Below are 25170 nucleotides of genomic sequence, written 5' to 3' on the forward strand. Positions count from 1 at the left end.
GGAGGAGAAAAATGAAAAAAACTGTACTCGTTTTACTTGCGGTCGTGATGTTGGGCGTTCTGGTTGCCGGATGCGCGCCGAAAGAAAAAGCAGTCGAATTGGGTCCCGCGCTGCTGACTGTCAGCGGAAAGATCGGTTCCCCCAATTCTGGCGATAAGTATGTCGTTGATCAGGCTTTCTTTGATTCGAAATCCGTCGAACTCAAAATGGACGATCCCTGGATGGGCGATGGTCTTGCCTACAAGGGCATTCTCATCCGTGATCTGCTGACCGCGATGAAAGTTCCCGCCGATGCAACGACGATTCGCGTGATCGCGACCGACGGCAAGGGCATCGACATTGCGATCGCTGATGCTCAGAAATGGGACATCATGCTCGTGCACTGGGCAGATGGAACCGAACTCGCCACCGATGCCGGCGGCCCCGTCAAGATCGCCTTCCCCGCGGATGCCCGCGCCACCTATCCGGATGATCAATGGATGTGGTGGTTGACGACCGCTGAAGTCAAGTAAGCGAATTTTTCCAATACTTTCTACAAGGGCCGAGGTTTCCCGAAGCCCTTGTAGAAAGGCACCCGGTTTTGAAAACCAAGATTGGTTGTAACAACCAATTCTGGTTGTAACAACCAATTCTGGTTGTAGCAACCAATTCTGGTTGTTTAGACTCACCCATCCTGTCGGTGAGTTTATCGTGGTATTTCATATTTCACCCAACCAGCGGAATGGATCGGACGGGCCATGGAGTTGACAAAGATTCACGGTTGTCTGGCAGGACTGGCTCTAGGGGATGCGATGGGCATGCCCTCGGAATTCTATTCACCCGATCAGATCGAGCAGAATTTCGGGCGCATCGAGGTTCTGGAAAAAGCCCCGGCCGGTCATCCCCATCAGATCATGGAAGCCGGGCAAATTACGGATGACACCGGCCAGGGGATCGCAATTGCTCACGCTTGCCTTCCAACCGGTGAAATCAACATCGAAAGCTCCGTCAGATACCTGCTGGAATGGGAAGATTCATTACCACCGGATATTCTGAGGGTAATCGAAGGCCCCAGCACCCGCGCCGCTCTACAGGAAATCCGTCAGGGCGGCGACCCTCACCGGAGCGGGCGCAATGGCAAGACCAATGGCGCCGCGATGCGCGTGGCGGCCGTCGGATTGCTGCACGCGGGCGATTTTGCGGGCGCATGCCAGGCCGCCATCGCGGCCAGCTTTCCAACCCACGCGGTCAATATCGCGTTATCAGGGGCGGCATGCGTGGCCTGCGCGGTCGCGGAGGCGGCAACCGAAAACGCAACCCTCCCATCCATCCTTCAGGCTGCCAAGAACGGAGCCGAGTTCGGCATGACGCAAGGCATCTGGACGTGGAGCACCGCTCTCACGAACCGGATCGATCTGGCAGTTCAACTGGTGGAGCGATCCGCCAGTGAAAGCGATGCGGTCAATGCGATTTATCGCTTCGTCGGGGTCGATATGTTGGTTCCCGAATCGGTCGCTGCGGCCATTGGACTGGTGGCGCTGGCCCAGGGCGACCCGATGAAGGCGATTCGTTTTGGAGCGAACATCGGCGGCGACACCGATACCATTGCCGCCATTGCCGGGCAAATTTGCGGCGCCTGGCGCGGGATCGAAGCGTTCGATCTCAGGCTGGTGCATCAAGTGGAAAAAGTAAACCATTTGAACCTGATGGATGAATCCCTGAAGCTATTCTCAGCAATCGAAGGCAGAAAGAACCTTTCCTGATATGAGCAAGGATATTGGCATCAGTTTCAATATGAATCCACGATGGGTCGGGGAGGAAGGCCTGGATGCCTTTCTAAACCCGCTGCGTCAGGTTGGATTGGATACGCTCGAATTCGAATTGGATCGATTCCTGCCGGAATGGCCGCAAATGGAGCCGTTGATCGGCGAATGCGCCGACGCCGGTATGAAATTGTGCTTTCACGCGCCCTATCGGAGCCCCAACCGTATCGAAGGATTTTCAAACGAACGGCGCGCCGAGGTGCAGGCCATGTTTCGGCCGGCGCTGGCGATCGCCCAGGGATGGGCCGAAAAATTGGGAACACCCATCAACATGGTCGTCCACGGCGCGCGGTCCACAGCGGCCCAACGGGAAACGCTGCGTGAAGACACGCTTCAATTCTTGAAATGGGCCTTGCACGATTTTCCGGGTATTTATTTTGCGTTTGAAAACAACCATCCGGCCAAACCGGGTGAAATCAAAATCGGCGAAACCCGCGCTGACGTATTGGATGTTGTAAATAATGTTCATCACCCCAACCTGGGAATCTGCTGGGATTTCGGCCACGATTTCCTGAGCGCCGGCGGGAAGGCGGTCAGCGCGGACTGGCTGGCGCAGGTCATCCATGTGCACGTTCACGATGTCGATCGCCAGAATGTGGACCATTACCCGCTGGTTTTCAACAACGTTCCGTATTCGACGTGGCTGCCCTTATTACGCTCGGCTGACAGGCTCAGGGTTGCAACTCTGGAACTCAAAGGCGGATTGATGATGGGGTGGAGCCAGGACAGAATTCAGGCCGCACTCATCGATAGTGTGCGGGTAATCAAGGTGGGCATATGATCAAAACATTGAATTTCGAAGGCCGATCCAAATTCCAGAGATCCGTACAAAAATGGTGGCGTCACTGGGGGGAAGAGACAACCGCGGCCTATCTGTTCCTGCTTCCCAGTATCCTCATTTTTATCGTGTTTACTTTTTTCCCGGCGATCTATTCGATCATCGTAAGCACATTCCGCTGGAATATGCCGATGCAGCCGGCATTTATCGGTTTGCAAAACTATATCACGCTCTTTTCTGATCCGATTGAGGCGCCTGTTTTCTGGCAGGCGGCCAAGAACACCCTCTATTTTTCACTGGGGGTGCCGATCAATCTTTTCGCGTCGCTTATGATCGCCTTACTGCTCAACCGGCGCCTGCCCGGCGTGGGTTTCTTCCGAACGGCGTTCTTCCTGCCGGCCATTACCTCTCTGGCGGCAGTATCCGTCGTCTGGCTGTGGTTGTTCAACCCCTCGCAATATGGCCTGCTCAATTCGTTATTGATCTCGTTGGGATTGCCCCTGCAAAGCTGGCTGCGCGATCCGGTGCTGTCCATGCCCTGCCTGATCTTTCTGGGGGTGTGGCACGGCATGGGCTATAACATCATCATTTTCCTGGCCGGCCTGCAGTCCATTCCGAACACTTATTATGAGGCCGCCGAAATCGACGGGGCAAATTCGTTCCAAAAATTCAATAATATTACCTGGCCTTTGCTGACCCCGACCCTTTTCTACGTCTTGACGGTTGGCCTGATCAATTCACTCAAAGCATTCACCGAGATCGATATGATGACGCAGGGCGGCCCGCTGGGAACGACGACCACGCTGGCCTATTATCTTTACCAGCAGGCGTTCAAATTCTTCCAGATGGGAAAGGCTTCCGCGGTCGCCGTGGTTCTTTTTGTGGTTCTTTTGTTCCTTTCATGGATTCAGTTCCGCTTCGTAGATCGGAAGGTGCATTATGAATGAGGGCCTCCAACCAACCCAGTATCCGGCGAACATTCCGCATTCGCATTTGTCGCGGCGAAAATTCTTCTCAGGCGCGATCTGGTATGTCGTCGTCATCTTCCTGGCGTTGACCGTGGTGTTTCCATTCATCTGGATGATCTCGACCTCGTTCAAACCCCTGGAGGAGGTGTTCGTTTATCCGCCGCGCTGGATCCCGCAAAATTGGACCTGGCAAAATTATGCCGAGGTATGGAAACAGGCCCCGTTCGCCCGGTATTTCATCAACAGCACCCTCGTGGCGGTCTGCGTAACCATCGGGCAGCTCATCTCGTGCAGCCTGGCCGCGTTTGCCTTTGCCCGCATGAAATTTGTCGGCAAATCCTTCATGTTCATGGTTTTCATGAGCACCACTTTTATCTCCACCCAGGTGACGCTGATCCCTTCCTATTTGATCATCAACAAATTCGGGTGGATGGATTCGTTCTCGGCCCTGATCATCCCATTCCTGGCGAACGCCTTTGGGGTTTTTATGATCCGGCAGTCCTTCATGGCGGTGCCGCGTGAACTGGAAGAGGCCGCCAAACTGGACGGGTGCGGGCGTTTTCGCTTTTTGCTGCAGATCATGCTGCCGTTGAATAAACCCATCCTGGCTTCACAGGCTTTGTTCGCCTTCATGGGCAACTGGAACTCATACCTGTGGCCTTTGATCGTGACCAATAAGGATGAAATGCGCACCTTGCAGATTGGCCTGCGTTATTTCATGGGTTCTGAAGGCGGAACAGAATGGGGCGTCTACATGGCCGCGGCGGTCCTCGTCACGGTTCCAATCATCCTTTTCTACTTCTTCGTGCAAAAGACATTCGTCGAAAGCATGGCAAGCAGTGGTTTGAAGGATGTTTAGGTTTATTAAGAGTCGGTCTGTTGCCGAGTAAACAACCGGATTTCAATGCGTGCAACCTTTTCGCTTTGGAATGATGAAGGAGGAACATTCGATGAAAACGCGTCTTTTTGTGATCGTCACTTTGCTGTGTAGTTTGTTGCTGGCGGCCTGCGGCCCGACCACCAGCGCCGAGAAAACCGCCGAACCATCCGCGAGCGGGGCTGTGGATGCGAATGGCCACGTCACATTGGATTTCTGGTATTCGTTGTCCGGCGACACCGGCGCGGCGGTCGAAACGCTGGTCAAGCAGTTCAATGACTCCCAGACCAAGATTACCGTCAAGGCCACCTATCAGGGCAATTACAGCGATATCATGGCAAAAATCTACAGCGCCATCGCCGGCGGAACGGTGCCAAACGTGGCGCAGGCCGGCGGAGCCCCTCTTCTGGGCACCAGCGGCGCGATTTTGCCCATGACCGATTTCGTGAGCGGCGAAAACGGCTTCGACCTGAGCCAGATTCACAAAGCATTCATTGATTACAACACGGTCAACGGCGTGTTGTGGAGCATGCCCTTTAACAACTCGGTTCCGGTGATGTATTACAACAAGGATCTGTTCAAGGCCGCGGGGCTCGATCCGGAAAACCCGCCCCAGAATTTCGATGAGTTGATCGCAGTCGCGAAACGCTTGACCCTCGATCCGAACAACACCGGCGCGCCGACCCAGTACGGCCTGAATACTCGAGACGATACCCATTGGTATCTGGATACCATGTTCCTGGAAAACGGGTCTGCCATCGTCAAGGATGATTTGAGCGAAGTGCTCTATAACAATCCGCAGGCGGTCGAAATGCTGACTCTGTGGGGCGATCTGGTGAAGACCGATAAGGTCATGCCCTCCAACCAGCATTCCGAAGCTCAAACGGACTTTCTGGCAGGGAAACTGGGCATGCTTTTTGGGTCGAGCGCATCCGTCAACACGATCCAGAAAAGCGCTACCTTCGACTTGGGCGTCGCCATGTTCCCTAAAATTGGCGACAACGAGCGGTCCTTGCCGATCGGCGGCGGAAGCCTGACGATTTTCAAGAATGACAACGAATCCGTTCGAAACGCTTCCTGGGAATTCATCAAGTTCATGACTTCGAAGGAAAGCTCCATCTATCTGACGCAGCAGACGGGTTATCTGCCCATCTATCAAGGCGCGCTCGATTGGCCTGAAATTCAGCAACTCATCAAGGACGAGCCCGTTCGCGAAGCCGGCATTCAATCCCTGGATTATGCAGTGGCCATACCGGTGTTCTCGGCGTTGGGCAACAGCGATCTTGCCCTGCGGCAGGCGATCGAGAAAGTGGAATTGGGCGCCGCCGAGCCCGCGGATGCCCTCAACCTGGCAGTCGAGTCCGTCAACCGCTCCATCAAGGAGCAGTTCTCCAACTAGCGGATTGGGCGTGCTGTATAGGCAATTCATGAATTGCCCATACAGCCATGAGTTGCCGTACAGCCATGAATTGCCTTGTACGGCCATAAATTGTCCATACCGTCATGCATTAATCGTCCATGGTTCAGAACTGGCAACCGGATATTGGGAGCCAGGAGTCTTTATCACGAGTTTTTTTGGAGGAATTTCCATGTCGTCTGAAGCCTTCGAGACAGAGCTGGTTGACTTCACGCAGGCGATCATCCGGGTCAACAGTCTGTCCGGAAAAGAAGAAGCGGTTGGCGGGTTGATCGTCGAAAAAATGAAAGCCCTGGGATACGATTCCGCCCAGGTGGACCGGTACGGCAATGTGATCGGTATCCGGCGTGGAAAACACCCCGGGCCGACCATCCTTTTCGATGGACATATGGACGTGGTGCCCGTGACCACGCCCGAGGCCTGGTCCTCCGATCCGTTCGGGGCTCAGATCCGGGAGGGAAAGATCTGGGGCCGGGGCGCATCGGACATGAAAGGTCCACTGGCTGCCGCGGTCGTCGCCATCGGGCATGTGCCGGCCGAGGAGATCCACGGGACGATCGTCGTTTCGGGCTCGGTATGCGAGGAATACCATGAGGGCGCCGCGGTTCAAAAGGTGGTGGAGCAGGTGCTCCCGGATTTCGTGGTGATTTGTGAACCGAACGGCAATCGATTGGGAATCGGCCAGAAGGGACGCGCTGGTTTGTGGCTGGAGGTCAGTGGAAAACCGGCGCATTCGTCCGTGCCGCACCTGGGTGAGAACGCCATCTATAAAGCAGTGCCGATCATCGAACGCCTGCGCCGAATGCCGTTGCCATGCGATCCATTCCTGGGGAACGGGGTGATGGAATTGATCGATGCCATTTCCGGACCGTATCCCAGCCGCTCGACGCTGCCGGTGAGTTTTAGGATGCGTTACGACCGACGCTTGATGCAGGGGGAGACCATGGATACGGTGCTCGAGTCGATCCATGAGGCGCTGCGCGACCTGTCCGATTGGCAGGTGGGTTTTTCGATGGTGCACATGGATACCTGGACGGGCGATCTCCTGGAAGGCCCTGATTTTCATCCGGGTTGGCTCATGGAGGAGACCTCACCCTGGGTGGTCAAAGCCGGGCGGGGACTCACCGAGGCGGGCGTCGAACCGGTTTTCGACGCGGCGCGGTTCTGCACCAACGGCTCCTACACGGCCGGCGAAGCCAAACTGCCGACCATCATCTTCGGGCCGTCCTCCGGCATGCTGGCGCACTGTATCGACGAAAATATTGGCATCGATGAGTTGTGCCTGGGCGCGCAGGGCTATATGGGGTTGGCGAAGAATTTGGGCCGATAAACACGCTCAAACGCCAAGAGGAGAAATGGAATCAACGGCCGGCGGCAAAGAACCGCCGGCCGTTTCCCTTTTTCGAAGGTCGGAAACCATACTTGAATATTATACTAATTATGATTATAATAATTATGATTAGTATATGTGGATTGGGCTACCTTGGAGGAGAATATGTTCATTGATCGCAAAGCTGAATTGGAGCTATTAAGCCAGCGATACAACTCAGGCCAGGCCGAATTGATCGTGCTCTATGGCCGCCGGCGGGTTGGAAAAACCGAGTTGTTACGCGCTTTTTGCGCCGATAAACCGCATATTTTCTTCATTGCCACACTGAGTAATGATATCGAGCAATTGGCCACATTTTCGCAACAACTCTATATTTTTACCCATGCTTCCGTTCCGGTTGATTTTTCTTTCCCTTCCTGGGAGGCCGCCTTTCAGGCCCTGGCGGAGATCCCAATGCAGCCGCGCCCTGTAATCATCCTGGATGAATTCACTTACCTGATCAACGGCAACAAAGCCGTTCCGTCCATTTTGCAAAAGGTCTGGGATGAGACGTTGAAGGATACCGGTATCCTGTTGGTCTTATGTGGTTCCTATATTGGCATGATGGAATCTGAGGTGTTGGGGTACCAGGCACCCCTTTACGGGCGGCGGACGGCCAGCACTCTTCTTCGTCCGCTGGATCTTCCTTCCGCTGCCCAGTTTTTCCCGAATTATTCTCCCGAGCAGCAATTTCTGGCCTGGTCGATCCTGGGTGGGATGCCCTACTATCTGGGGATATTCAAGGATCATCAAGATATTCCTGCCAATATCCGCCAAAATATTTTGGATTCTCAGATGGGAGCCCTTTTCAATGAACCACGCTTACTCTTGATGGAAGAACTGCGTGAACCCCGCAATTACTTTTCGATTTTGCGGGCAATTGCCCTAGGGAATGCCCGATTGAACGAGGTCGCACAGGCTTCTGGCGTGCGTGAAGTTACGGCCGCGGCTCGTTATCTGGATATCCTGCAGCAAATGCGCCTGGTTACCCGGCAAGTGCCTGCCACCGAAAGCCAACCCGACAAGAGTAAGAAAGGCTTATACCGGATAGACGACCACTTCCTGCGATTCTGGTTCCGGTACGTTCAACCGAATCAGGCCGGGCTCGATCTGGGACTCGCGGACGCGATCCTCCAGCAACGTATCCTACCCGACCTGGATCATTTCGCTGCAACAGCCTTTGAAGAAGCTGCTCAAGCCTATGTGGCGCGATTGGCACAAAATGGTAAAATGGCCTTCCTTCCCGAACGGATCGGAGGCTGGTGGGATCGCGAGACGGAAATCGATGTTCTGGCGATCAGCCGCATGGAAAAGGCAGCATGGGTTGGAGAATGCAAGTGGTCGATTCGTCCGGTCGGAACGAATGTGTTGGATGAGTTGAAACAAAAAGCGCAAAGTCTGTTGAAGAGCGGTGAAATTCAAAAAATCCAGTATGCCATCTTTGCCCGTTCCGCTTTTACGCCAGCATTGGAAAGCCAGGCTCGCTTCGAATGTGTGGGACTTTATACCGTCGATATGCTTTTGAAGGGTTGAAACCCCGCCAAAGTGCCGCCGATCCGATTACCGAACCCACGAAAAATACGCAGGTTTGCCGGGGTGGACAAACCTGCGTGTTTTGATTAGCGGAGAGGGTGGGATTCGAACCCACGGTGACGACGAGCGCCACAACGGTTTTCGAGACCGCCCCGATCGGCCGCTCCGGCACCTCTCCAGTGCGGTCCATTATAATCGGCTTTTGCTTAAATCTCAACCTCTTCGCCCCAACCCGGATACATCACCGGGCCAATATGCTGTTCGGCCAGTTTGGACTGGAAAGCGCTGGAGGCATCCGGTTCACCGTGAACCAGGTAGATCTGCTTGATTGTGGACTTCGACGCAGCGGCGTATTGCAGCAGGATGTCCTGACCGGCGTGAGCGGAGAGTCCGCCAATGGTGGCGACTTCGGCGCGCCTTTCGAACCACTGGCCAAAAATGCGCACCATCTTTTCGCGATCGGCTAGCCGGCGGCCCAGGGTGTCGGGAGCCTGCCAGGAGACGATCAGAATGGTGTTGCGCGGATTTTCGATGTTATTGCGCAGATGATGCAGGATGCGCCCGGTTTCAGCCATGCCGGAGGCTGAGATGATGACCATCGGATCGTGGCGGTCATTGAGCGATTTGGATTCGTCGACCGATTGGACGTAATGCAGACTGCGAAAATTCAGGGCCGGATGGTGTTCTTCGGCGATGAAGCGGCGGGTCTCTTCATCGTAATACTGCGGGAATTTCTGGAATACCTTGCTGGTTTCCACCGCCAGCGGGCTGTCGACATAGACCGGGACTTCCGGCAGATCGCCGTCGCTCATCATACGGTTCAGGTCGTACACCAGTTCCTGGGTACGGCCGACGGCAAACGCCGGAATGATCACCTTGCCGCCGCGTTTCAAGGTGCGCCGGGTGACGTCTCGAAATTCGACGAAAGCGTCTTCCGGGTTGGAGTGCGGTTTGTCTCCATAAGTGCATTCCATGATCAAATAACCCGCATCTCGCGGGTAGACGGGATCCTTGATCAAGGGCAGGTTGGGGCGGCCGATATCGCCAGAATACCATAGGCGGAATTTCCGGCCATTTTCCTGGATATCGAGCACTACCCCGGCTGAGCCCATGATATGTCCGGCTTCGACCAGGGTCAATGTGACGCCGGGAAGAATGGGGGTGGGGCGATCGTATTCGATGGGCTTGAAATATTCGGCCACCTGAGCGGCGTCCTCGAGGGTATACAGGGGTTCGACGGGCGGTTCGCCACGCCGGGCGTGTTTTTTATTGACATACTCCGCGTCCGCTTCCTGAATATGCCCGGAATCGCGCACCATCACATCCGCCAGCATGGCAGAAGCCGGTGTGGTGTAGATTGGCCCGGAAAATCCCTTCTTGATCAGGTTGGGCAAATTGCCGCTGTGATCGATATGCGCGTGCGATAAGATCACGGCGTCGATACTGGATGGGTTATATTTAAAATTCAGGTTACGCTCGTAGAAATCCCTGCGATGGCCCTGGAACAGGCCGCAATCCAGAAGCAATCGGCGGCCGTTGATTTCCAGCAAATGCTGCGAGCCGGTAACCGTTTGGGCAGCCCCATCGAAATGGATCTTCATGAAGCACTCCTCAATTTTGAATGGCGTGAAGGATATCCGCACCAAATCGTTTGAAGCGATATGGCACGCTTTCCATGATCTTTTCGAGCGCGTTCAAGTTCTCCGGATTCACGTCTGCAATGGCTTGCATGACATCGCGCGGGAGGACGACATCCGATTCAACCTTCAGGCTCTGGGCGGTTTCCTTACGCCAGAGGCGCAGTGCGTCCTGGCGATTGGACAATTCCTCGTCCCGGTGGTGATTGCGGCGCGGGCGTGGTGGAGGTGCAGCCAGTTGCCCCTGGCGGATGGCATTCAGCAGGCCCTCCGCGTGGCGTTCCAGCAGGCGCGGGCTGATGGATTGGATTCCCATCAGTTCGCTTCGATTTTGAGGGGCGGCCAGAGCCAGTTCGACCAGGGCCGAATTACTGAGCACTTTGAACTGGGGCTGGTTGGTCTGGCGCGCGCGGGTGTCCCGATAAGTACAAAGCGCCTGCAGCACGGCGGCCTGACGGGGCGTGATCTCGGTGCGTCCGGCCAGGCGCCAGCAGGCGTCGGACGGATTATCCAGAACCGGGATTGGGGTCTGGCAAAGGCGGTTGAAATCTTCCTGGGCCAACTCCCACAGTCCGCAGTCGATCAGCTCGGCGGATAGGCGCTGGCGCAGCGCAATCAAATAATGGCTGTCGAACCGGGCGTACGTTTTTTGCGCGGGCGGAAGCGGGCGCTGTCCCCAGTTGGCGCGCTGGTAGCGTTTATCCAATTGGATGCCAAATTCAGCTTCCAGCACCGAGCCCAGCCCGACCGCCGGCCGTCCCAGAATGCGCGCAGCGACCATGGTGTCGAAAAGGTTGTTGAAGGAGAAGCCAAAATCACGTTTCAGACAAATGATGTCGTATTCCGCGGCATGGAAAATCTTCTCAGTTTGTGGATCCGAAAAGATGGGTTCGAGAGGGGATAGATCGGAGATGGCCAGCGGATCGATGAGATAATCGCTGGTGGGTGTCGAAAACTGGATCAGGCAGACCTGCTCCTGATAGGCAAACAGGCTGTTGGACTCGGTATCCACGGCCAGGAACGGACTCCCGGCCAGATCTGCAACAATCCGGTCTAATTTATGATATGAATCCACCCAGACGGGGTCTTTAAGAATTTCATTCAACATGCGAGAAATTATAGCTTGAATCATCCAGTTTTTCCAAAATCGGAGTGTTCTCACTCAAACTGGAAGGTTTGAGGTTCAATTCGCTAGCGTATGGTTTATGGATATGGTATATTATTTTTTAATCTAGGAGGGGTTATGAACGAACGCATCCTGATTATTGAAGATGATGAAGCCATTTTGCGGGTGCTGCGTCGAGCGCTGGCCTATGAAGGCTATCGGGTGGATACGGCCGGGGACGGTGAGAGCGGCCTGAATCAAGCGCGCGACCATCATCCCGACCTTGTGATACTCGATTGGATGTTGCCAGGGATGGACGGCCTCGAAGTTTGCCAGCGGCTGCGCGCCGGAGGCGGCATTCCCGTATTGATGTTAACTGCCAAGGATACACTGCAGGATCGCGTGCAGGGTTTGGATGCGGGCGCGGACGATTATATGGTGAAACCCTTCGAGTTGGATGAACTGTTAGCTCGAATTCGCGCTTTGCTGCGCCGCACTCAGCCGGAGCGCGTTCCGCTGCTGACTTTTGCCGACCTTTCACTGGACACATCCACCCGCCAGGCGTCCCGCAAAGGCCGGATCATCTCGCTCACCGCCAAGGAATACGACCTGCTGGAACTCTTCATGCGCCATCCGCGCCAGGTTCTGACGCGCGAAATGATTTTCGATCGGGTCTGGGGGTATGATTTTGGCGGTGAGAGCAATGTGCTGGATGTCTATATTCGATATCTACGCCAAAAACTTGAGACGGAAGATGAACAACGATTAATTCATACCGTCAGGGGCGTTGGCTACGTCCTTCGAGAAACCCCTTAATGTCCCTTCGTCTGCGATTTTCCTTGCTTTACACCAGCCTGCTGGGCGGCGTACTCCTGCTGTTCGGCGGGCTTGTTTATGGTCTGGTCAGCATCATTCTGGTGAATCAGATCGATATTTCTCTGACGCAGGAAGCCCAAAACCTCATTTCGCGTTTGAAGGCCACCTCCACCAACCAGTTGGATCAAAACTCTGCCGCATTGTACGAGCCGACCCAGAATATCCTGATTCAGTTTTGGGATACCAACCAGAAGCTGGTTTTTGCGCGACCGGCGCTTTTACAAACCGTGCTGGACAGCCGCGGGTTGCACTCCGGAGCTCCGATTTTTCATTCGGTCGCGACGAATGAGCAGTATTACCTGCGCGTTTTAAGTGTGCCTCTGAGCACGGCGCGCGGGGCGGTTGGGGTGCTTCAGGTGGGCATGAATATGGGGCTCGTGGTCGCCCTGCAGCGTTCGCTGGCGGTGACGCTGGCCCTGCTCACCTTGGCGGCAATGTTCCTATCCGGATTGGTCATCTGGTTCGTCACCGGACGAGCGCTGGCGCCCATCTCCGCCCTGACGCGGGTTGCAACGGAAATTACCCGCGCGGACGATTTATCGCGGCGCATTCCAACCCAGGGCATCCTGAATGATGAAGTGGGGCGGCTGGTGGTGGCCTTCAACGACACCCTCGAGCGGCTGGAAAAGTTATTCACCACCCAGAGCCGATTTCTGGCGGATGTGAGCCATGAACTGCGCACTCCCCTGACGGTCATCAAGGGAAACCTCAGCCTGATGCGCCGGATGAAAGAGGTGGACGAGGAGTCCATGGATTCGATCAGCCACGAGGTCGATCGCCTGACCCGCCTGGTGGGCGACCTGCTGCTTCTGGCGCAGGCCGAATCGGGGCGGCTGCCCCTGCAACTGGGGAAAGTGGAATTGGATGGATTGCTGCTGGACGTCGTTCAACAGCTTCAACCCCTGGCCGGAGACCGGCGTCTGATCGTTTCGGAGATCGATGAGGTGCAGATGACCGGCGATGGCGACCGGCTGCGCCAGTTGTTGATCAATCTGGTGAGCAACGCCATCCAATATACCCCGGCCGGCAGCAGAGTTTTCATCCGGTTGAGCAAGGATGAAACCTTCAGCCGGCTGGAGGTGACGGATACCGGGCCGGGCATTCCAGCCGAGGATTTGCCGCACATTTTCGAGCGCTTCTACCGCGGCGAACGCTCGCGCAAACGCAGCCCGACGAGCGGCTTTGGCCTGGGTCTCTCGATCGCGTACTGGATCGTCAAGAACCACGATGGAACCATCGAAGCCCAATCTGAGGAAGGCCAGGGAACAACCTTTATCGTCCGATTGCCATTGCGTGGACCGGAAGCGCGCAGTTAAGGGAATACAAACCGGCGCAGGGTGTGAACCTGCGCCGGTTTTTGCGGGGGATAACCGGGAGATTTCTAGAAGCGGCGGACGCCAGAGCTGGCCGTGTTTTCGACGTGGTTCGGGCGGTGGGATGGATGCGCCTGCGGGGTCATGCTGACGCTGTGATAGGTCGGTTCGGGCCGCGGAGCGGGTTCGGCATGGTTCGCGGCCTGGCGCAAAGAAGACGAGAAAGAGGAAGGACGGTGCGCCGGCGCGGCATTGGCCAGGTTGACCGGTTGGGCATTGGTGGCAATGCCGGTGTTCCGCGCGTTGCGCGTGTACGGTCGCTGCGTATTGGTCCCAAAGAGGCGATCGCCGGCAACCGAGAGCGTGCCGATGATCAGGATGCGAATGACCCACACCATCAGCGCCACGAACACGGGAATGACTTTGGTCAGGGTGTTGGTGTCGATGACTGCGGTGCTCTTCAGGCTGTGGTTGACGATGGCCATCGAGATGCCCCACCAGGTCAGACCGGCGTTCATCGTCGCCGCAAGCAGCCAGGCGCCGAACAGGTACCAGACTTCCTTGGGCTCTTCCGCGCCCTGCTCGGGGGTGAACAGGCGGGCAATGCCTGCAAAATCGATGCCGCAGAAGGCCACGGCCAAAATGGTGGCCCAGCGCATGCCTGCAAATCTCAGGTCGCCCAACAAATCGCGCAAGGCATAATCGGTGGTGCTGTAGTTGAATATCTCGAATGCGAGCAACGCGCCAATGATCAGGCCGCCGGTCAGGAGTCCCGGCCGGAAGCGCAGGCGGCGCAAGGCACTAAAGGGATCAAAAGTCGAGCGAGAATCGGCGTAATTCATGGGGAACTCCTTATCGAACGAAGTAAACCAGTCAGGGATGAATGTAGATAGAGTATAGAACAATAATTCTATTAAGTCAATAGGGTAATTGAACAAATGTTTCAATTAAAAAGACAAAAAAAGACCGCTGAAAAGAGCACACTCTTTTCAGCGGTCTTTTCAATCCTGCGAAGCGTCCAGTGCCATTTCGATGAACAAGGAGGCCGACCAACCGAACATTGTGGCTGCGCTCGATCCCGGATCGCCCGTTTCTGGGTGATAGAACTCGTAGATGTCGGCCCCGCGCATGACCAGGTCGAGCGTGCGGCGGCGCAATTCGCGCGCCACGGCCGGAAAACCGGAGCGTAGCAGGCCTTCGACCAGCATGTAATTCACATTGATCCAGGTCGGGCCGCGCCACATTTGAAGCGGGTTGTAACGCGGATCGCTGACGGATACCGTGGGAATCGGGAATTTTGTCCAGAATTCGGTCGGATTGGTCAGGTGAGCAACCAGGCTGCGGGCAATTTCGGCCGGCAGCCGGCCGGTGATCAATGGAAAGAGGTTGAAGGGGGTGATCACCGGAATCACCCGCCCTTTTTGTTGAGCCCAGAACAGCCCGGTTTTTTCATCCCAAAGCTTGCGGATCATGAGCTGCAGATGGGCTTCGGCCTGTTCTTCCCAGGCGCGCGCTTCGGTCTGTAAACCGATGACGTCTGCGATGCGCCCCAGGTTTTCCATCTGCATCACCAGATAGGTGTTCAAATCGGGCGATGTCACCGGCATGCCCGTATCCCAGATCGGGTTGTCGTCCAGCCCGGAGGAGAAGGGATGCAGGTATTCGCACAGGCCGTCGCCGTCCGGGTCGCAGTTCTCGAACCACCAGCGGTTCCAGCGCACGACCGGTTCGTAGAGCTCTTCCAGAAATTCGCGGTCGCCGTCGGTCTGATACAGCTTCCATAAAACCCAGGCCAGCAGCGGGGGTTTGGTGACGTCCGCGTCCACCGGAAAGGTGAGGTGGGTGATGGTGCCTTCGTCGTGGATGGCGTCCGGGATCATGCCATCTGGGCGCTGATGATCGAGAACCACGCGAATTTGGTCCTGGGCCAGGCGCCGGTCGATGTGCCGGTAGGCCAGCGCGTGAAAGAAAGCATCCCATTGCCAGACGCCGACGTAATGGATTTTGGAAGGAGTCATGGATTCGCGGGTCATGAAATAGCGGGTCGAAATCAAGCCGGCCCGCATGATCCACCATGCGTATAGTGATTGAGGTTGGTAAGGCTCTGCCACCGACGGCGCGGCGGCGAACCAGGCGCCCCAGCGCCGGGCGGCTTCTTCGAAAGCGAATTCGAGATTGGGAATGTAACGATTGAAACCCAGGCGGGGGGTGAGATTGATCAACAGACCACTACTGGGGCCGGCGGCAACGGTCATTTGAACTTCCAGTTGGTCCGGTTCGATCTGCTGGATTTGATTGGTTACCAGCGGCCGGTTGGTGGTGTAGGCCAGGTTGCGGCGGATATCGCCGGTTTTTCGCAGAACACCGCCGCGCCTGTCCGTGACACCCTGGTCGACATGCATGCGAAAGCGCAACCCGCAGGCGGCTTCGGGCAGGGCGATGAGCAGCGTTTCACTGTCTTCGAAAGCGATCGCAAATTCGCCCAACCGGGTTCGAAAATTCAAACGGTGCGGGAAGGATTCCAAAACGGCTTCCAGGTCGTGGCCTTCGGCATCGATGAAAACGATGCCCTCCACGATGGGTGGCCGCAGCCGGTAACCGGACAAACGTGGATCGATTTTATTCCAACGTTCCACCAGACGGATACACAATCCGCTTCCGTTTTTCATCAACAGGATGCGGCTTCCGCGTTCGGTGAAGGGAATGTGCTCCAGGTCGATGCGGTTCCGCAGCATGTCGAGGGTCTGGTCGTAGGTCAGCATGGCGGTTCAACCTGTGGCCGAATGACTCTGGGGGGCTTTGTGACCGTTCATCCGCGGAGGCCATTCGATCACCTCCGGATGGGCATTGTGCGGCAGGTGATCGTAGACGTCTTGCAGGGGAATTTGATTGGCCTGGCAGATCAGGGTGGCCAATGCCAGCGCATGGGATACGACAATCACCTGGCCGTCCGGATGGGCGCACGCGATGGCATCGATGGCCTGCGCCACACGGGCCGCCACCTCGGCCACCGATTCGCCGTCCGGCGGCCGAAAACCGTTTGGATCGCCGCGGCGCGCCAGCATTTCAGCCTGAAAACGGGCGACCAGATGTTTGTAAATCTGCCCCTCCCATTGTCCCTGGTTGATTTCACGCAGGCGGATATCCGTCTGCACCGGCAGGCGCAGCGGCCGGGCGATGATTTCAGCGGTTATACGAGCGCGCTGCAGGTCGCTGCTGTAAACGGCGTCGAACGGCCGCCCGGCCAATTCGGCGGCCAAAGCATGGGCCTGAGCCAGGCCGGCGGCGTTCAACGGCACATCCGTTTGCCCCTGATAACGCCCCTCCACATTCCAATCCGTTTGTCCGTGTCTTACCAACCACAGGGTTGTCATGATGAAACGCGATCCTCTGTTTCGTTCGATTGGAAGGTATTGTACTTCAGCTTTATGATTCCAAAGTTGCAGTGCGATCCTCTTGGTCGGTGAGTCCGCGCTTTTTTCGATATTCCGGTAATTCGATCATGGGCGGGCGTTCTCTTTCGGCCACCTCCTCCACTTCCAGGTAATAATTCCCATTCTCGAAGCGGATCAATTTCATGGTCCGGTTGACATCCTGCAGCATTTGCTGGCCGTAACGGCTTTCCAGGCGGCGCATGACCGCCTGCTGGATCTGGAATGACATTTTCGAAAGCGCCTCGAGGGTCTGGTTGTGGTGTACCCGTTCGAGCAAATCGACCTGAGCGATGGCGGAGAGGCCAAATTTCTCGAAGGTTTCGATCAGCAGGCCAATCTCCACGCCATAACGTGAGAAGAAATGCATCTGTTCCAGCGCCTTGCGGCGGCCACCGTACTCACCCGAAAGGGGTTGGATGACGCCGGATAACTCCGGATAATAAAGGTTGAGCAGCGGGCGGGCGGTGAGTTCGGTGACCCGGCCTCCGCCGCCTTTTTCGAGAACCTCGCCGCTTTTCAACGGGCGTTGATAAAAGCCTTTGACGAATTGAACCTGGGGATCCTGCAGCAGCGGCCCGAGGACGCCGTAAACGAAGCGGGGGTGAATGTTCACGATATCCGTGTCGATCCACAGGACGATATCGCCCCGCGTGACGTACAGGCTCTTCCACAGGGCTTCGCCTTTGCCAATCCGGGCGCCGTATCTCGGCAGGAGGTCCTGATGAATATAGACGGGCAAACCCAGGTTGGCCGCAATTTCACGCGTCTGGTCGGTGGAATTCGAATCGATGAGCACGATTTCGTCCAACAGGGGTGTGTTATCCATCAAAGCGCTCTTCACGGCCCGGATGACGTTGCCAACGTTTTCGGCTTCGTTGAGCGCCGGCAGGGCCAGGCTGATGGTGACGCCCTGCTTTTCCTTGAGCGCCATCAAACGCTGGAGATCGGCAAATTCGTTGGCATGGTAGGTATTTTCTGCAAACCAGCGGTCGACCAGCAGCGAAATTGCCTGGGCGCCGGCCAATTCACCTTCCGGGCCGGACCAGGAATTGGGCTGTTCGCCATGCGAGCGGATGATCACCGTGGCGCCGGGGGCGTTCCGGAGCAGGTCCTCGGTGGAGCGCCCGATGGGCTGCGTCTCGGCGGGCGGGCGGTTGGATGCGCCAATCACCAGCAGATCGGCAGCGGAAGCGCGTTCGAAGATGGTATGAAGCGGGTCCGCGGAGACTTCGCGTTTGAAATGAATTTCGCTCAGGTTGGGCAGGATGCTCGCCAGGCCGCGGAAAGGCGCTTCCATTGAGTCGGCGGCGTTGGGCGCTTTCAGGTTGAGCACCTGGATTTCAGTGTGCTGCATGGAGAGCGAAAAGCGCAATGCCAGGACGGCATTGGCGCCGCCACGGACCGGGTTGAGAATTCGCAATGGACCGGCCGGCAACGGACCGCGGACGACGGCCAGGTTGCAGACCGGGTTGGCCATCAACTCAGCCAGGGATTTTCCCAGCGCGGAACAGGCTTTGGGATATTCCAGCAGGATCAACTCGACCGAGTCGCCGGCCAGGGCGGTCTGTAATTCAGCCCATGGATCATGGGCCACGTAAACGTGGGAGGGACTCGAATTGGGCAGGTCCGCTCGCAGCGCCTGCAGGCGTTTTCGCAATTGACGCGCGGTGCGCGCTTCGGCCGAGATGGAAGATTCAGGCGGCACACGCACCAGGCCGACCAGGTGAATTTCGCCTCCCAGTTGGCGGGCCAATTCGATTGGCAGCGTACAATCCATACCGGGCATCACCGGGACGACGATTTGTTGAAAAGGACGAAAAACATGTTTGAACGTTGAGGTCATTTCAACTCCTCAAGGATGGGTGCAATTAGGGTTTGATAAATTCCTTCCCAACTGTAATGCTGGCGAATATGCATGCGCATTTGCAGGGTCGGGTGGGTTTGAATGTAATGGGCGATTCGGGCTGCAATTTCAGGAGGAGCGTCATCCGGGTCGAAGTAATTGGCTCGTTCTCCGGCCAGGGCTTTCAGGGCGGAAAGATCGCTGCAAAAAATCGGGATGCCGGCCAGACCGGCTTCGAGAATGGGGATGCCAAAGCCTTCTTCGCGGCTGGGTAGGAAAAGCAGATCGCTTATCCGGTAGAAATCCGGCACGCTGCTTTCCGGCAGTCCTTCCGGAAAATATTCAGCCAGGAAATAAGCGGACTCCTGCAGGTGCAGCGCCGTGCGCAGGCTGAGCAGTTCACTGAAATAATCGATATTGGTCGGATTATGCGGGCCGGGTGGGCCGGTGACGATGAGCGCCGCGGATGGATAAGAACGCTTGAGCGCCGCCAGCGTACGCAGCGCCAGCTCGATGTTTTTGCGGCGGGTCAGCCGCACCGGTGTCAACAGAATCGGGCCGTTGTTCGCGAGGGATAATTTCTTCAGCAGGGTGCAGGTTTCGGGGTGCAGGTTGAGAAATTCCTCCAGATCGAGACCGGCCGGAATGACAGAGATATTCTCACCTGGAATTTGAAAAAGGCGGGCCAGTTCGGTCTGCCTGGCCTCGGAAATCGTCACCTGGCGTACGTTCGGCCAGGCGGTGCGCAGGAGATTCCACGGATATCCGTCGTGAAGTTCGGGCAGATAACGCGGGGACGTCCAGGCGGGATCATGGTGCCAGGCGATCAATCGCGGCCTGGGATTTTCCTGGCTGATTTGAAAGATTGCGGCCGTCAAGGCCAGATTCTTGTGCAGCGAAAGGACATTATGGGCAATCAGGATATCGCAGCCGGCCAATGCCTCCATCAATTCGCGCTTGATGCGTTCCACCAATTCATCGAACTCATCCGGAAGGACGCCCTTATCCAGACTGGCCTTGGCTTTGAGAATATGCGGATGGCGGGAATCGATCAATGGCAGGGTGCGCACCGGAATTTGGGCGTCCCAGGTTTCGCCACGGCCGGCCAGAATCCGAACCGAGTTTCCGGCGCGGTTCAGTTGCTGGGCCTGGTGGGCAATAACGGTCTCGACTCCGCCGACGACCGGCGGCGCCGCATAATGCAGAAGGGTGATGCGCATGAGAGCCTTTCCGGCGCCGCGTGAATTCGTAAACCGCCGGAAAAGGAGCCTTAGGATTGCCTGAATTGCCTGATTGGATGTTTCAGGGGGCTGAAGAATCCTTGACCGGTTGGATTGAACAGGTTGTTATTCGGTTCACCGCGGTACCTGAAAACAGTATAGCCGGAAAATTTCACTCCTGTCAACCGCGCGAATCGGAAGGGCGAGCGTATTTCATAAAAAATACCTGCTCCTTCAAAGATTCGAAGGAGCAGGCTGTTATTTACGGACTGCGAGAAATTCCAGACGTCTCAGGCTTCAGGGAACAACCGCGGATACGCTTCGGGCGCAAATCGTTGGACGGTATCGGAGGAGATGGCGTTCTGGCGGCAAATTTCAGCGTACAAATCGACGCTGCGCCGGCGAATGCGAGCCTGGGTTTGAATATCCAATCCCCACAGGCCGAAACGCTGCGACCAGCCGCGTTCCCATTCGAAATTATCCACCAGCGACCAGTGGAAATAACCCTTGATGGGGAAGTTGAAATTGGCGGCCCGCCAGACCTGGTGCAGATGTTCGACCAGATAGCGCGGGCGGAGCTCGTCGGCGGCATCCTCGACGCCGTTTTCGGTGATGTAGATGGGCAGGCCATAACCGTTGGCCCAGCGCAGGGCTTCGAACATCCCATCCGGAACATGGGCGATGAAACCGGTCGGGCTTAACAGCGCATCCTTTGGGAAGAAGCGCTTCATGAAGAGATCTCTGGATGCCAGCGGGGCAAAGCGAACCAGATCGCGGGTGTAGTAATTGACGCCAATAAAATCCTGGGTGCCCGCGGCTTCGGGTACGGCGACGTGTTTTGCGGCGAAATGCAGTTCGCCGGTTTTGAGCGCGCGTGTGAAACTATCGTTATACGAGTTGTGGAGAAATCTGGCCAGGAGAGAGTCAAAAGGCGAGGCTGCGCAGGCGGGTTTAAAACTGCGGTAATTCACCGCAATGCCAACCACCGAATTCTTCTGGATGCGTTTGATGGCCTGGTAGGCCGCGGCGTGGCCGCGAACGAGATTGCGCAGCACGGTAAATGCCGCATTCATGTCTCCCTTGCCGGGCGGAAAATCAGTGCCCGTGTAGCCGCTGACCACATACACATTGGGTTCGTTGATCGTCACCCACAGGCTGACATATTCTTTCAAAGCTTCGACAACCCGGCTGACATATTTCTCGAACAGCTCGGGCGCATTTTCCAATTCCCAGCCGCCCTGGTTGTAGAACCACAGCGGATCGGTGAAGTGATGTAGGGTCACCATGGGGGTCAGCCCGCGGGCGAGCATGCCGCGCATGATCTCGCGGTAATGGTCGAGAGCGTCCTCATCCCAGTGATCCGGCGTGGGCTGGACGCGGCTCCATTCGATGGACATGCGGTGCGCGTTCTGTCCGGTTTCAGCCGCCCGGTCGAGATCTTCCTTCCAGCGTCCGCCCCACCAATCGCAGGCCAGGCCGGATCGATCACCGTTGAGAATGCGGCCGGGTTCGGCTTCCCAGGCCGCCCAATTGTTGTTGGTGTTTCCGCCTTCCACCTGGTGAGCAGCCGTCGCGGCTCCCCATAAAAAACCTGCCGGGAAATTAAAGGTAGCTTGAGGCATGGGTGTTCGTTGTCCTGTGACAGAGAGTTGTATCATTATATCCCGACACCTGCAAAACCGATGAGGGGCAGAGTATAATAATTACCTGATTCAATAATGAATTCACAGGAACCTTTGAACACACCACTTGAGATAACGATCGGAACGTTATTGCGACAGCGCGGCATGAAGCTGGTTGTCGCGGAATCCTGCACGGGCGGATTGATCAGTGATCGGATAACGGATGTCCCCGGCTCGTCCGATTATTACCTGGGCGGCGTTACGGCGTACGCCAACGAAGTAAAACGACGCGTGTTGGGGGTGAGCGCCGAGACGTTGAGATCTTACGGCGCGGTCAGCGGCGAGACGGCCATCGAGATGGCCAGAGGGGCGCGCTTTGCCCTGGCGGATGAAACGCCCGTCTCATCCATCCTGGGAATTTCAGCGACCGGCATCGCCGGCCCGAGCGGAGGTTCACCGGATAAACCGGTCGGGCTGGTCTGGATTGGACTCAGCGCGCCGGAGGGGGAATCGGCCTGGCAGTTTGTGTGGGAATTCGATCGCAGCGGCAATAAAGCCGCCTCGGCGGAGCAGGCGATCCGGTTGGCGGTCGATTACCTGCGGGGAACGCTTTCGAGCATAGATTCAAACCACTAGCCAAGGAACAAACCGATGGAAAAAAAGCGTATTTTGATTTTAACGGCTGACGCCGGTTTTGGGCATCGCAGCGCGGCAAATGCGATTGCGGCAGCGCTCGAGCTGGACCACGGCGAAGAATGTGAAGTCCAAATTCTTAATCCGGTGGAGGATCGCCGGGCGCCATTTTACCTGCGCGATTCCGCCTCCGACTATGACCGCATGGTCCGCTCGGCGCCGGAACTGTATAAGCTCGGTTACGACGCCAGCGACAAGGAAATCCCAAGTCTGCTCGGCGAAAGTGTAATGACCCTGGCGCTCTTCGAGATCATCCGCGACATGATCCGAAACGAGGATCCGGATGCAATCGTATCGACATACCCGCTCTATCAGGCCCCGCTGACGGCCTACTTCAAGCTCATGGGATACTACGTGCCCTTGAGCATGGTTGTGACCGATCTGGGGACCGTACACCGCATCTGGTTCTCGCAGGGCGTGGATATGTGCATGGTGCCCACGCCGGAAGTGCAGACCCTGGCGATGAACAACGGAATCGCCCAAAATAAGATCCATGTCACCGGGATACCCGTATCGCCGGCCTTTTCACAAAAGAAGCACCGCAAGATCGATCTGCGCCGGAAATTGGGCTGGGAACCGACCCTGCCGACGATCCTGGCGGTCGGCAGCCGGCGCGTCGACCAGTTGATGGAGACCTTGAACGTGCTCAATCATTTTGGCAGGCCGCTGCAGATCGTGGCCGTGGCCGGGAAGGACGAAGAGCTTTACAGCCAGTTGAAATCCGCCGACTGGCATGTCCCGACGCATATCTATGATTTTGTCACCGATATGCCCGATTTGATGATGGCATCGGACGCGGTGATCTGCAAGGCCGGCGGTCTGGTGGTCACCGAATCCCTGGCAGCCGGATTGCCCATGCTGCTGGTGGACGTGATCCCCGGCCAGGAGGAAGGCAACCGGGATTATGTGGTGCAAAACGGCGCCGGCGATATGGTGGAAACTCCCATGCAGATGCTGGAAACCTTTTCGCATTGGACGGCCAACGGCGGCGCGCTCATGCGCGAACGGGCGCGCAATGCGCGCCACCTGGGCCGCCCGAACTCAGCCCTGGATGTGGCGGAACTGGTGTGGCGTTCAGCCTTGCGCGGGCCGGTGAACAAACGCGGTCGTCTGGGCATGGGGCGCAGCCGGCTGATCGATCTGCTCACGAAGAATAACATTCCCTGGCGGGAGACACGGGTAGCAATCGCCCCCGAGACCTTCGAGCAGTTCGATGAATGAGATGGCGAACGATCGACCCAGCGCAGTGATTGTCATTTCGGCCAATGCCGAATGGTGCGTCGTCCGGGAATTCTACGCGGCCTGTCCGGTTGAGGCCGAACCCTACGGCGAATGTTTCGAGACCCGTCTGGCGGGCCGGAAGGTCGTCTTTTTTCAGGGCGGCTGGGGGAAAATTGCCGCGGCGTCGTCGGCGCAGTACGCCATCCAGCGCTGGCAGCCGGATTTGATTGTCAACCTGGGAACCTGCGGCGGATTTGCCGGCTGCGTGGACCGGGGGACGGTCCTGCTGGCAACAGAAACACTGGTCTATGATATCGTCGAACAGATGGGGGACGCGCAAGAGGCGATCGACCACTATTCGACGTCCATCGATCTGTCCTGGTTGCAACCGCCTTATCCTATGGAGGTCCTTCCAGCGCGTTTGGTTTCAGCGGATCGCGATATTCTGCCGGGGGATGTGAAAATGCTGCGCGAACAATTTTACGCCGTGGCCGCCGATTGGGAATCGGGCGCGATCGCCTGGGTATGCAAGCGGAACCACGTCCACTGTTTGATCCTGCGGGGTGTATCGGATCTGGTGGCCGAGAGCGGCGGAGAGGCTTACGGCAGTCTGGAAGTCTTCCGGAATGGCACCCACCGGGTCATGTCGCAGTTGTTGGCCGCATTACCCGATTGGCTGACGCTCGGGGCCGGGTAGAAGAATCTCAAGGGGGTAATACAGTTCCTGTGATATAATCCGCGCTGTGAAATATGGAGAAATAACACCAAATTTCACCTAAGCATAAACGATGTCCACTTCTCAGGCGGATTTAATGTGAATATGACAAAATTCAATTAATCCCCAGATTTAGGATTTTTCAAGTGAAAATTAATCACACTGAGGAGGGTAAAAGCTTTATGGAGGACGCCGCAGTTCGGAAACCCGCTTTCAAGGGGCGCGCCAAATTCATCATCGGCGGCCTGTTGATCATTGCCGCAGTCGTATATCTCGTCATCACCTCCACCCGCGCCAATGCGCAATATTTCATGACCATCGGCGAAGTCAAGGCCAAAGGTGCTGATGTCGTCGATCGCGAACTGCGCCTTTCGGGCGCAGTTTTGGGAGATACGATTCAGTATGATTCGAGCAATCTTCGATTGACTTTTACCATTGCAGACATCCCGGCCGACAACGCCGAGATCGAAGCTCAGGGCGGGCTGGCGGCGGTTCTCCATAGTGCAGTCACCGATCCCAGCCGGGAGAAGATGAACATCGTTTATGAGGGGGTGAAGCCTGATTTGCTCAAGAACGAGGCGCAGGCCATCGTCACCGGAAAAATGGGGGCGGATGGGAACTTCTACGCCAACGAATTATTATTGAAATGTCCCACGAAATATGAAGAAGCTGTTCCCGAACAGGCTGGCAATAACTGACCAGCCCGGTTGAAGATTCACCCCCGGATCAACCACCGGGGTTTTCGTT

At 56.5% G+C, this 25170-nt stretch carries 22 protein-coding genes and 1 tRNA gene; 14 read left to right on the top strand and 9 right to left on the bottom strand.

Annotated elements, in window-relative coordinates:
- Positions 1–11 precede the first annotated feature (11 nt).
- From LARV_RS08755 to LARV_RS08790, 8 genes are all read left to right on the top strand, one after another.
- Positions 12–512, top strand: coding sequence for a molybdopterin-dependent oxidoreductase (locus LARV_RS08755; RefSeq protein ID WP_075073279.1), 501 nt, complete (start codon positions 12–14; stop codon positions 510–512).
- A 225-nt stretch (positions 513–737) separates the two neighbouring features.
- Complete coding sequence (locus tag LARV_RS08760) at positions 738–1742, top strand: ADP-ribosylglycohydrolase family protein (RefSeq protein WP_075073280.1); 1005 nt, start codon at positions 738–740, stop codon at positions 1740–1742.
- Position 1743: 1 nt separating this feature from the next.
- Entirely contained in the window at positions 1744–2583 is an 840-nt protein-coding gene (locus LARV_RS08765; RefSeq protein ID WP_075073281.1) for a sugar phosphate isomerase/epimerase family protein, read from the top strand.
- Positions 2580–3527 (top strand): carbohydrate ABC transporter permease, encoded by a 948-nt coding sequence (locus tag LARV_RS08770; protein WP_083522444.1) that lies wholly within the window; start codon positions 2580–2582, stop codon positions 3525–3527. The genes LARV_RS08765 and LARV_RS08770 overlap by 4 nt, the downstream gene beginning before the upstream one ends.
- On the top strand, positions 3520–4407 hold the full coding sequence (locus tag LARV_RS08775; RefSeq protein ID WP_083522445.1) for a carbohydrate ABC transporter permease: 888 nt from the start codon (positions 3520–3522) through the stop codon (positions 4405–4407). Before LARV_RS08770 ends, LARV_RS08775 begins: the two co-directional genes overlap by 8 nt.
- Positions 4408–4498: 91 nt before the next feature.
- Positions 4499–5824 carry an ABC transporter substrate-binding protein gene (locus LARV_RS08780; protein WP_075073282.1) on the top strand — a complete coding sequence of 442 codons (1326 nt, stop codon included), beginning with the start codon at positions 4499–4501 and terminating at the stop codon, positions 5822–5824.
- A 190-nt stretch (positions 5825–6014) separates the two neighbouring features.
- A complete protein-coding gene (locus tag LARV_RS08785; RefSeq protein WP_075073283.1) occupies positions 6015–7172 on the top strand; it encodes a YgeY family selenium metabolism-linked hydrolase in 1158 nt (385 codons plus the stop codon).
- A 165-nt stretch (positions 7173–7337) separates the two neighbouring features.
- Entirely contained in the window at positions 7338–8744 is a 1407-nt protein-coding gene (locus LARV_RS08790) for an ATP-binding protein (protein ID WP_075073284.1), read from the top strand.
- Between the two features lie 90 nt (positions 8745–8834).
- On the opposite strand, the gene LARV_RS08795 is transcribed toward LARV_RS08790, so the two are convergent.
- The 3 genes from LARV_RS08795 to LARV_RS08805 all read right to left on the bottom strand — a co-directional run bounded on the left by LARV_RS08795 (position 8835) and on the right by LARV_RS08805 (position 11513).
- Positions 8835–8922, bottom strand: a tRNA-Ser gene (locus tag LARV_RS08795).
- Between the two features lie 28 nt (positions 8923–8950).
- Complete coding sequence (locus LARV_RS08800) at positions 8951–10345, bottom strand: MBL fold metallo-hydrolase RNA specificity domain-containing protein (RefSeq protein ID WP_075073285.1); 1395 nt, start codon at positions 10343–10345, stop codon at positions 8951–8953.
- Between the two features lie 10 nt (positions 10346–10355).
- Positions 10356–11513, bottom strand: a complete 1158-nt coding sequence (locus tag LARV_RS08805; protein ID WP_083522448.1) for a ribonuclease D — start codon at positions 11511–11513, stop codon at positions 10356–10358.
- 111 nt (positions 11514–11624) lie between these two features.
- Here LARV_RS08805 and LARV_RS08810 point away from each other — a divergent pair, with 111 nt between their 5' ends.
- Both LARV_RS08810 and LARV_RS08815 read left to right on the top strand, forming a co-directional pair.
- Entirely contained in the window at positions 11625–12302 is a 678-nt protein-coding gene (locus LARV_RS08810; protein ID WP_075073287.1) for a response regulator transcription factor, read from the top strand.
- Positions 12302–13678 (top strand): sensor histidine kinase, encoded by a 1377-nt coding sequence (locus LARV_RS08815; RefSeq protein WP_075073288.1) that lies wholly within the window; start codon positions 12302–12304, stop codon positions 13676–13678. The genes LARV_RS08810 and LARV_RS08815 overlap by 1 nt, the downstream gene beginning before the upstream one ends.
- A gap of 65 nt (positions 13679–13743) precedes the next feature.
- Here LARV_RS08815 and LARV_RS08820 read toward each other — a convergent pair whose 3' ends face one another.
- The 6 genes from LARV_RS08820 to LARV_RS08845 form a co-directional block, all read right to left on the bottom strand.
- Positions 13744–14517: a hypothetical protein gene (locus LARV_RS08820; RefSeq protein ID WP_075073289.1), complete on the bottom strand. Its 774-nt coding sequence runs from the start codon at positions 14515–14517 to the stop codon at positions 13744–13746.
- Positions 14518–14676: 159 nt separating this feature from the next.
- The gene (locus tag LARV_RS08825) at positions 14677–16437 is read right to left on the bottom strand and encodes an amylo-alpha-1,6-glucosidase (RefSeq protein ID WP_075073290.1); all 1761 of its coding nucleotides are present in this window, start codon (positions 16435–16437) and stop codon (positions 14677–14679) included.
- A 6-nt stretch (positions 16438–16443) separates the two neighbouring features.
- Positions 16444–17049 carry a histidine phosphatase family protein gene (locus LARV_RS08830; RefSeq protein WP_075073291.1) on the bottom strand — a complete coding sequence of 202 codons (606 nt, stop codon included), beginning with the start codon at positions 17047–17049 and terminating at the stop codon, positions 16444–16446.
- A 52-nt stretch (positions 17050–17101) separates the two neighbouring features.
- Positions 17102–18952 carry a glucosyl-3-phosphoglycerate synthase gene (locus LARV_RS08835; RefSeq protein ID WP_201785904.1) on the bottom strand — a complete coding sequence of 617 codons (1851 nt, stop codon included), beginning with the start codon at positions 18950–18952 and terminating at the stop codon, positions 17102–17104.
- Positions 18949–20172 carry a glycosyltransferase family 4 protein gene (locus LARV_RS08840; protein WP_075073292.1) on the bottom strand — a complete coding sequence of 408 codons (1224 nt, stop codon included), beginning with the start codon at positions 20170–20172 and terminating at the stop codon, positions 18949–18951. Before LARV_RS08840 ends, LARV_RS08835 begins: the two co-directional genes overlap by 4 nt.
- A gap of 290 nt (positions 20173–20462) precedes the next feature.
- A complete protein-coding gene (locus LARV_RS08845) occupies positions 20463–21794 on the bottom strand; it encodes a glycoside hydrolase family 1 protein (protein WP_172797822.1) in 1332 nt (443 codons plus the stop codon).
- 114 nt (positions 21795–21908) lie between these two features.
- Here LARV_RS08845 and LARV_RS08850 point away from each other — a divergent pair, with 114 nt between their 5' ends.
- The 4 genes from LARV_RS08850 (at position 21909) to LARV_RS08865 (ending at position 25121) form a co-directional block, all read left to right on the top strand.
- On the top strand, positions 21909–22430 hold the full coding sequence (locus tag LARV_RS08850; protein ID WP_236709944.1) for a CinA family protein: 522 nt from the start codon (positions 21909–21911) through the stop codon (positions 22428–22430).
- Between the two features lie 15 nt (positions 22431–22445).
- Entirely contained in the window at positions 22446–23708 is a 1263-nt protein-coding gene (locus tag LARV_RS08855) for an MGDG synthase family glycosyltransferase (protein WP_075073295.1), read from the top strand.
- Positions 23701–24405 (top strand): 5'-methylthioadenosine/S-adenosylhomocysteine nucleosidase family protein, encoded by a 705-nt coding sequence (locus LARV_RS08860; RefSeq protein WP_075073296.1) that lies wholly within the window; start codon positions 23701–23703, stop codon positions 24403–24405. The genes LARV_RS08855 and LARV_RS08860 overlap by 8 nt, the downstream gene beginning before the upstream one ends.
- 200 nt (positions 24406–24605) lie before the next feature.
- On the top strand, positions 24606–25121 hold the full coding sequence (locus LARV_RS08865) for a cytochrome c maturation protein CcmE (RefSeq protein ID WP_075073297.1): 516 nt from the start codon (positions 24606–24608) through the stop codon (positions 25119–25121).
- Positions 25122–25170: the final 49 nt, after the last annotated feature.

Source organism: Longilinea arvoryzae, assembly GCF_001050235.1.
GTDB classification, from domain to species: Bacteria; Chloroflexota; Anaerolineae; order Anaerolineales; family Anaerolineaceae; genus Longilinea; species Longilinea arvoryzae.

Bases quoted from the DNA above. Each gene is read 5' to 3' on its own strand.
- LARV_RS08815 (WP_075073288.1), top strand. From the start codon at position 12,302: ATGTCCCTTCGTCTGCGATTTTCCTTGCTTTACACCAGCCTGCTGGGC.
- LARV_RS08770 (WP_083522444.1), top strand. From the start codon at position 2,580: ATGATCAAAACATTGAATTTCGAAGGCCGATCCAAATTCCAGAGATCC.
- LARV_RS08805 (WP_083522448.1), bottom strand. From the start codon at position 11,513: ATGATTCAAGCTATAATTTCTCGCATGTTGAATGAAATTCTTAAAGAC.
- LARV_RS08840 (WP_075073292.1), bottom strand. From the start codon at position 20,172: ATGCGCATCACCCTTCTGCATTATGCGGCGCCGCCGGTCGTCGGCGGA.
- LARV_RS08800 (WP_075073285.1), bottom strand. From the start codon at position 10,345: ATGAAGATCCATTTCGATGGGGCTGCCCAAACGGTTACCGGCTCGCAG.
- LARV_RS08810 (WP_075073287.1), top strand. From the start codon at position 11,625: ATGAACGAACGCATCCTGATTATTGAAGATGATGAAGCCATTTTGCGG.
- LARV_RS08790 (WP_075073284.1), top strand. From the start codon at position 7,338: ATGTTCATTGATCGCAAAGCTGAATTGGAGCTATTAAGCCAGCGATAC.
- LARV_RS08825 (WP_075073290.1), bottom strand. From the start codon at position 16,437: ATGCTGACCTACGACCAGACCCTCGACATGCTGCGGAACCGCATCGAC.
- LARV_RS08820 (WP_075073289.1), bottom strand. From the start codon at position 14,517: ATGAATTACGCCGATTCTCGCTCGACTTTTGATCCCTTTAGTGCCTTG.
- LARV_RS08780 (WP_075073282.1), top strand. From the start codon at position 4,499: ATGAAAACGCGTCTTTTTGTGATCGTCACTTTGCTGTGTAGTTTGTTG.
- LARV_RS08855 (WP_075073295.1), top strand. From the start codon at position 22,446: ATGGAAAAAAAGCGTATTTTGATTTTAACGGCTGACGCCGGTTTTGGG.
- LARV_RS08755 (WP_075073279.1), top strand. From the start codon at position 12: ATGAAAAAAACTGTACTCGTTTTACTTGCGGTCGTGATGTTGGGCGTT.
- LARV_RS08760 (WP_075073280.1), top strand. From the start codon at position 738: ATGGAGTTGACAAAGATTCACGGTTGTCTGGCAGGACTGGCTCTAGGG.
- LARV_RS08765 (WP_075073281.1), top strand. From the start codon at position 1,744: ATGAGCAAGGATATTGGCATCAGTTTCAATATGAATCCACGATGGGTC.
- LARV_RS08830 (WP_075073291.1), bottom strand. From the start codon at position 17,049: ATGACAACCCTGTGGTTGGTAAGACACGGACAAACGGATTGGAATGTG.
- LARV_RS08775 (WP_083522445.1), top strand. From the start codon at position 3,520: ATGAATGAGGGCCTCCAACCAACCCAGTATCCGGCGAACATTCCGCAT.
- LARV_RS08785 (WP_075073283.1), top strand. From the start codon at position 6,015: ATGTCGTCTGAAGCCTTCGAGACAGAGCTGGTTGACTTCACGCAGGCG.
- LARV_RS08865 (WP_075073297.1), top strand. From the start codon at position 24,606: ATGGAGGACGCCGCAGTTCGGAAACCCGCTTTCAAGGGGCGCGCCAAA.
- LARV_RS08860 (WP_075073296.1), top strand. From the start codon at position 23,701: ATGAATGAGATGGCGAACGATCGACCCAGCGCAGTGATTGTCATTTCG.
- LARV_RS08845 (WP_172797822.1), bottom strand. From the start codon at position 21,794: ATGCCTCAAGCTACCTTTAATTTCCCGGCAGGTTTTTTATGGGGAGCC.
- LARV_RS08835 (WP_201785904.1), bottom strand. From the start codon at position 18,952: ATGACCTCAACGTTCAAACATGTTTTTCGTCCTTTTCAACAAATCGTC.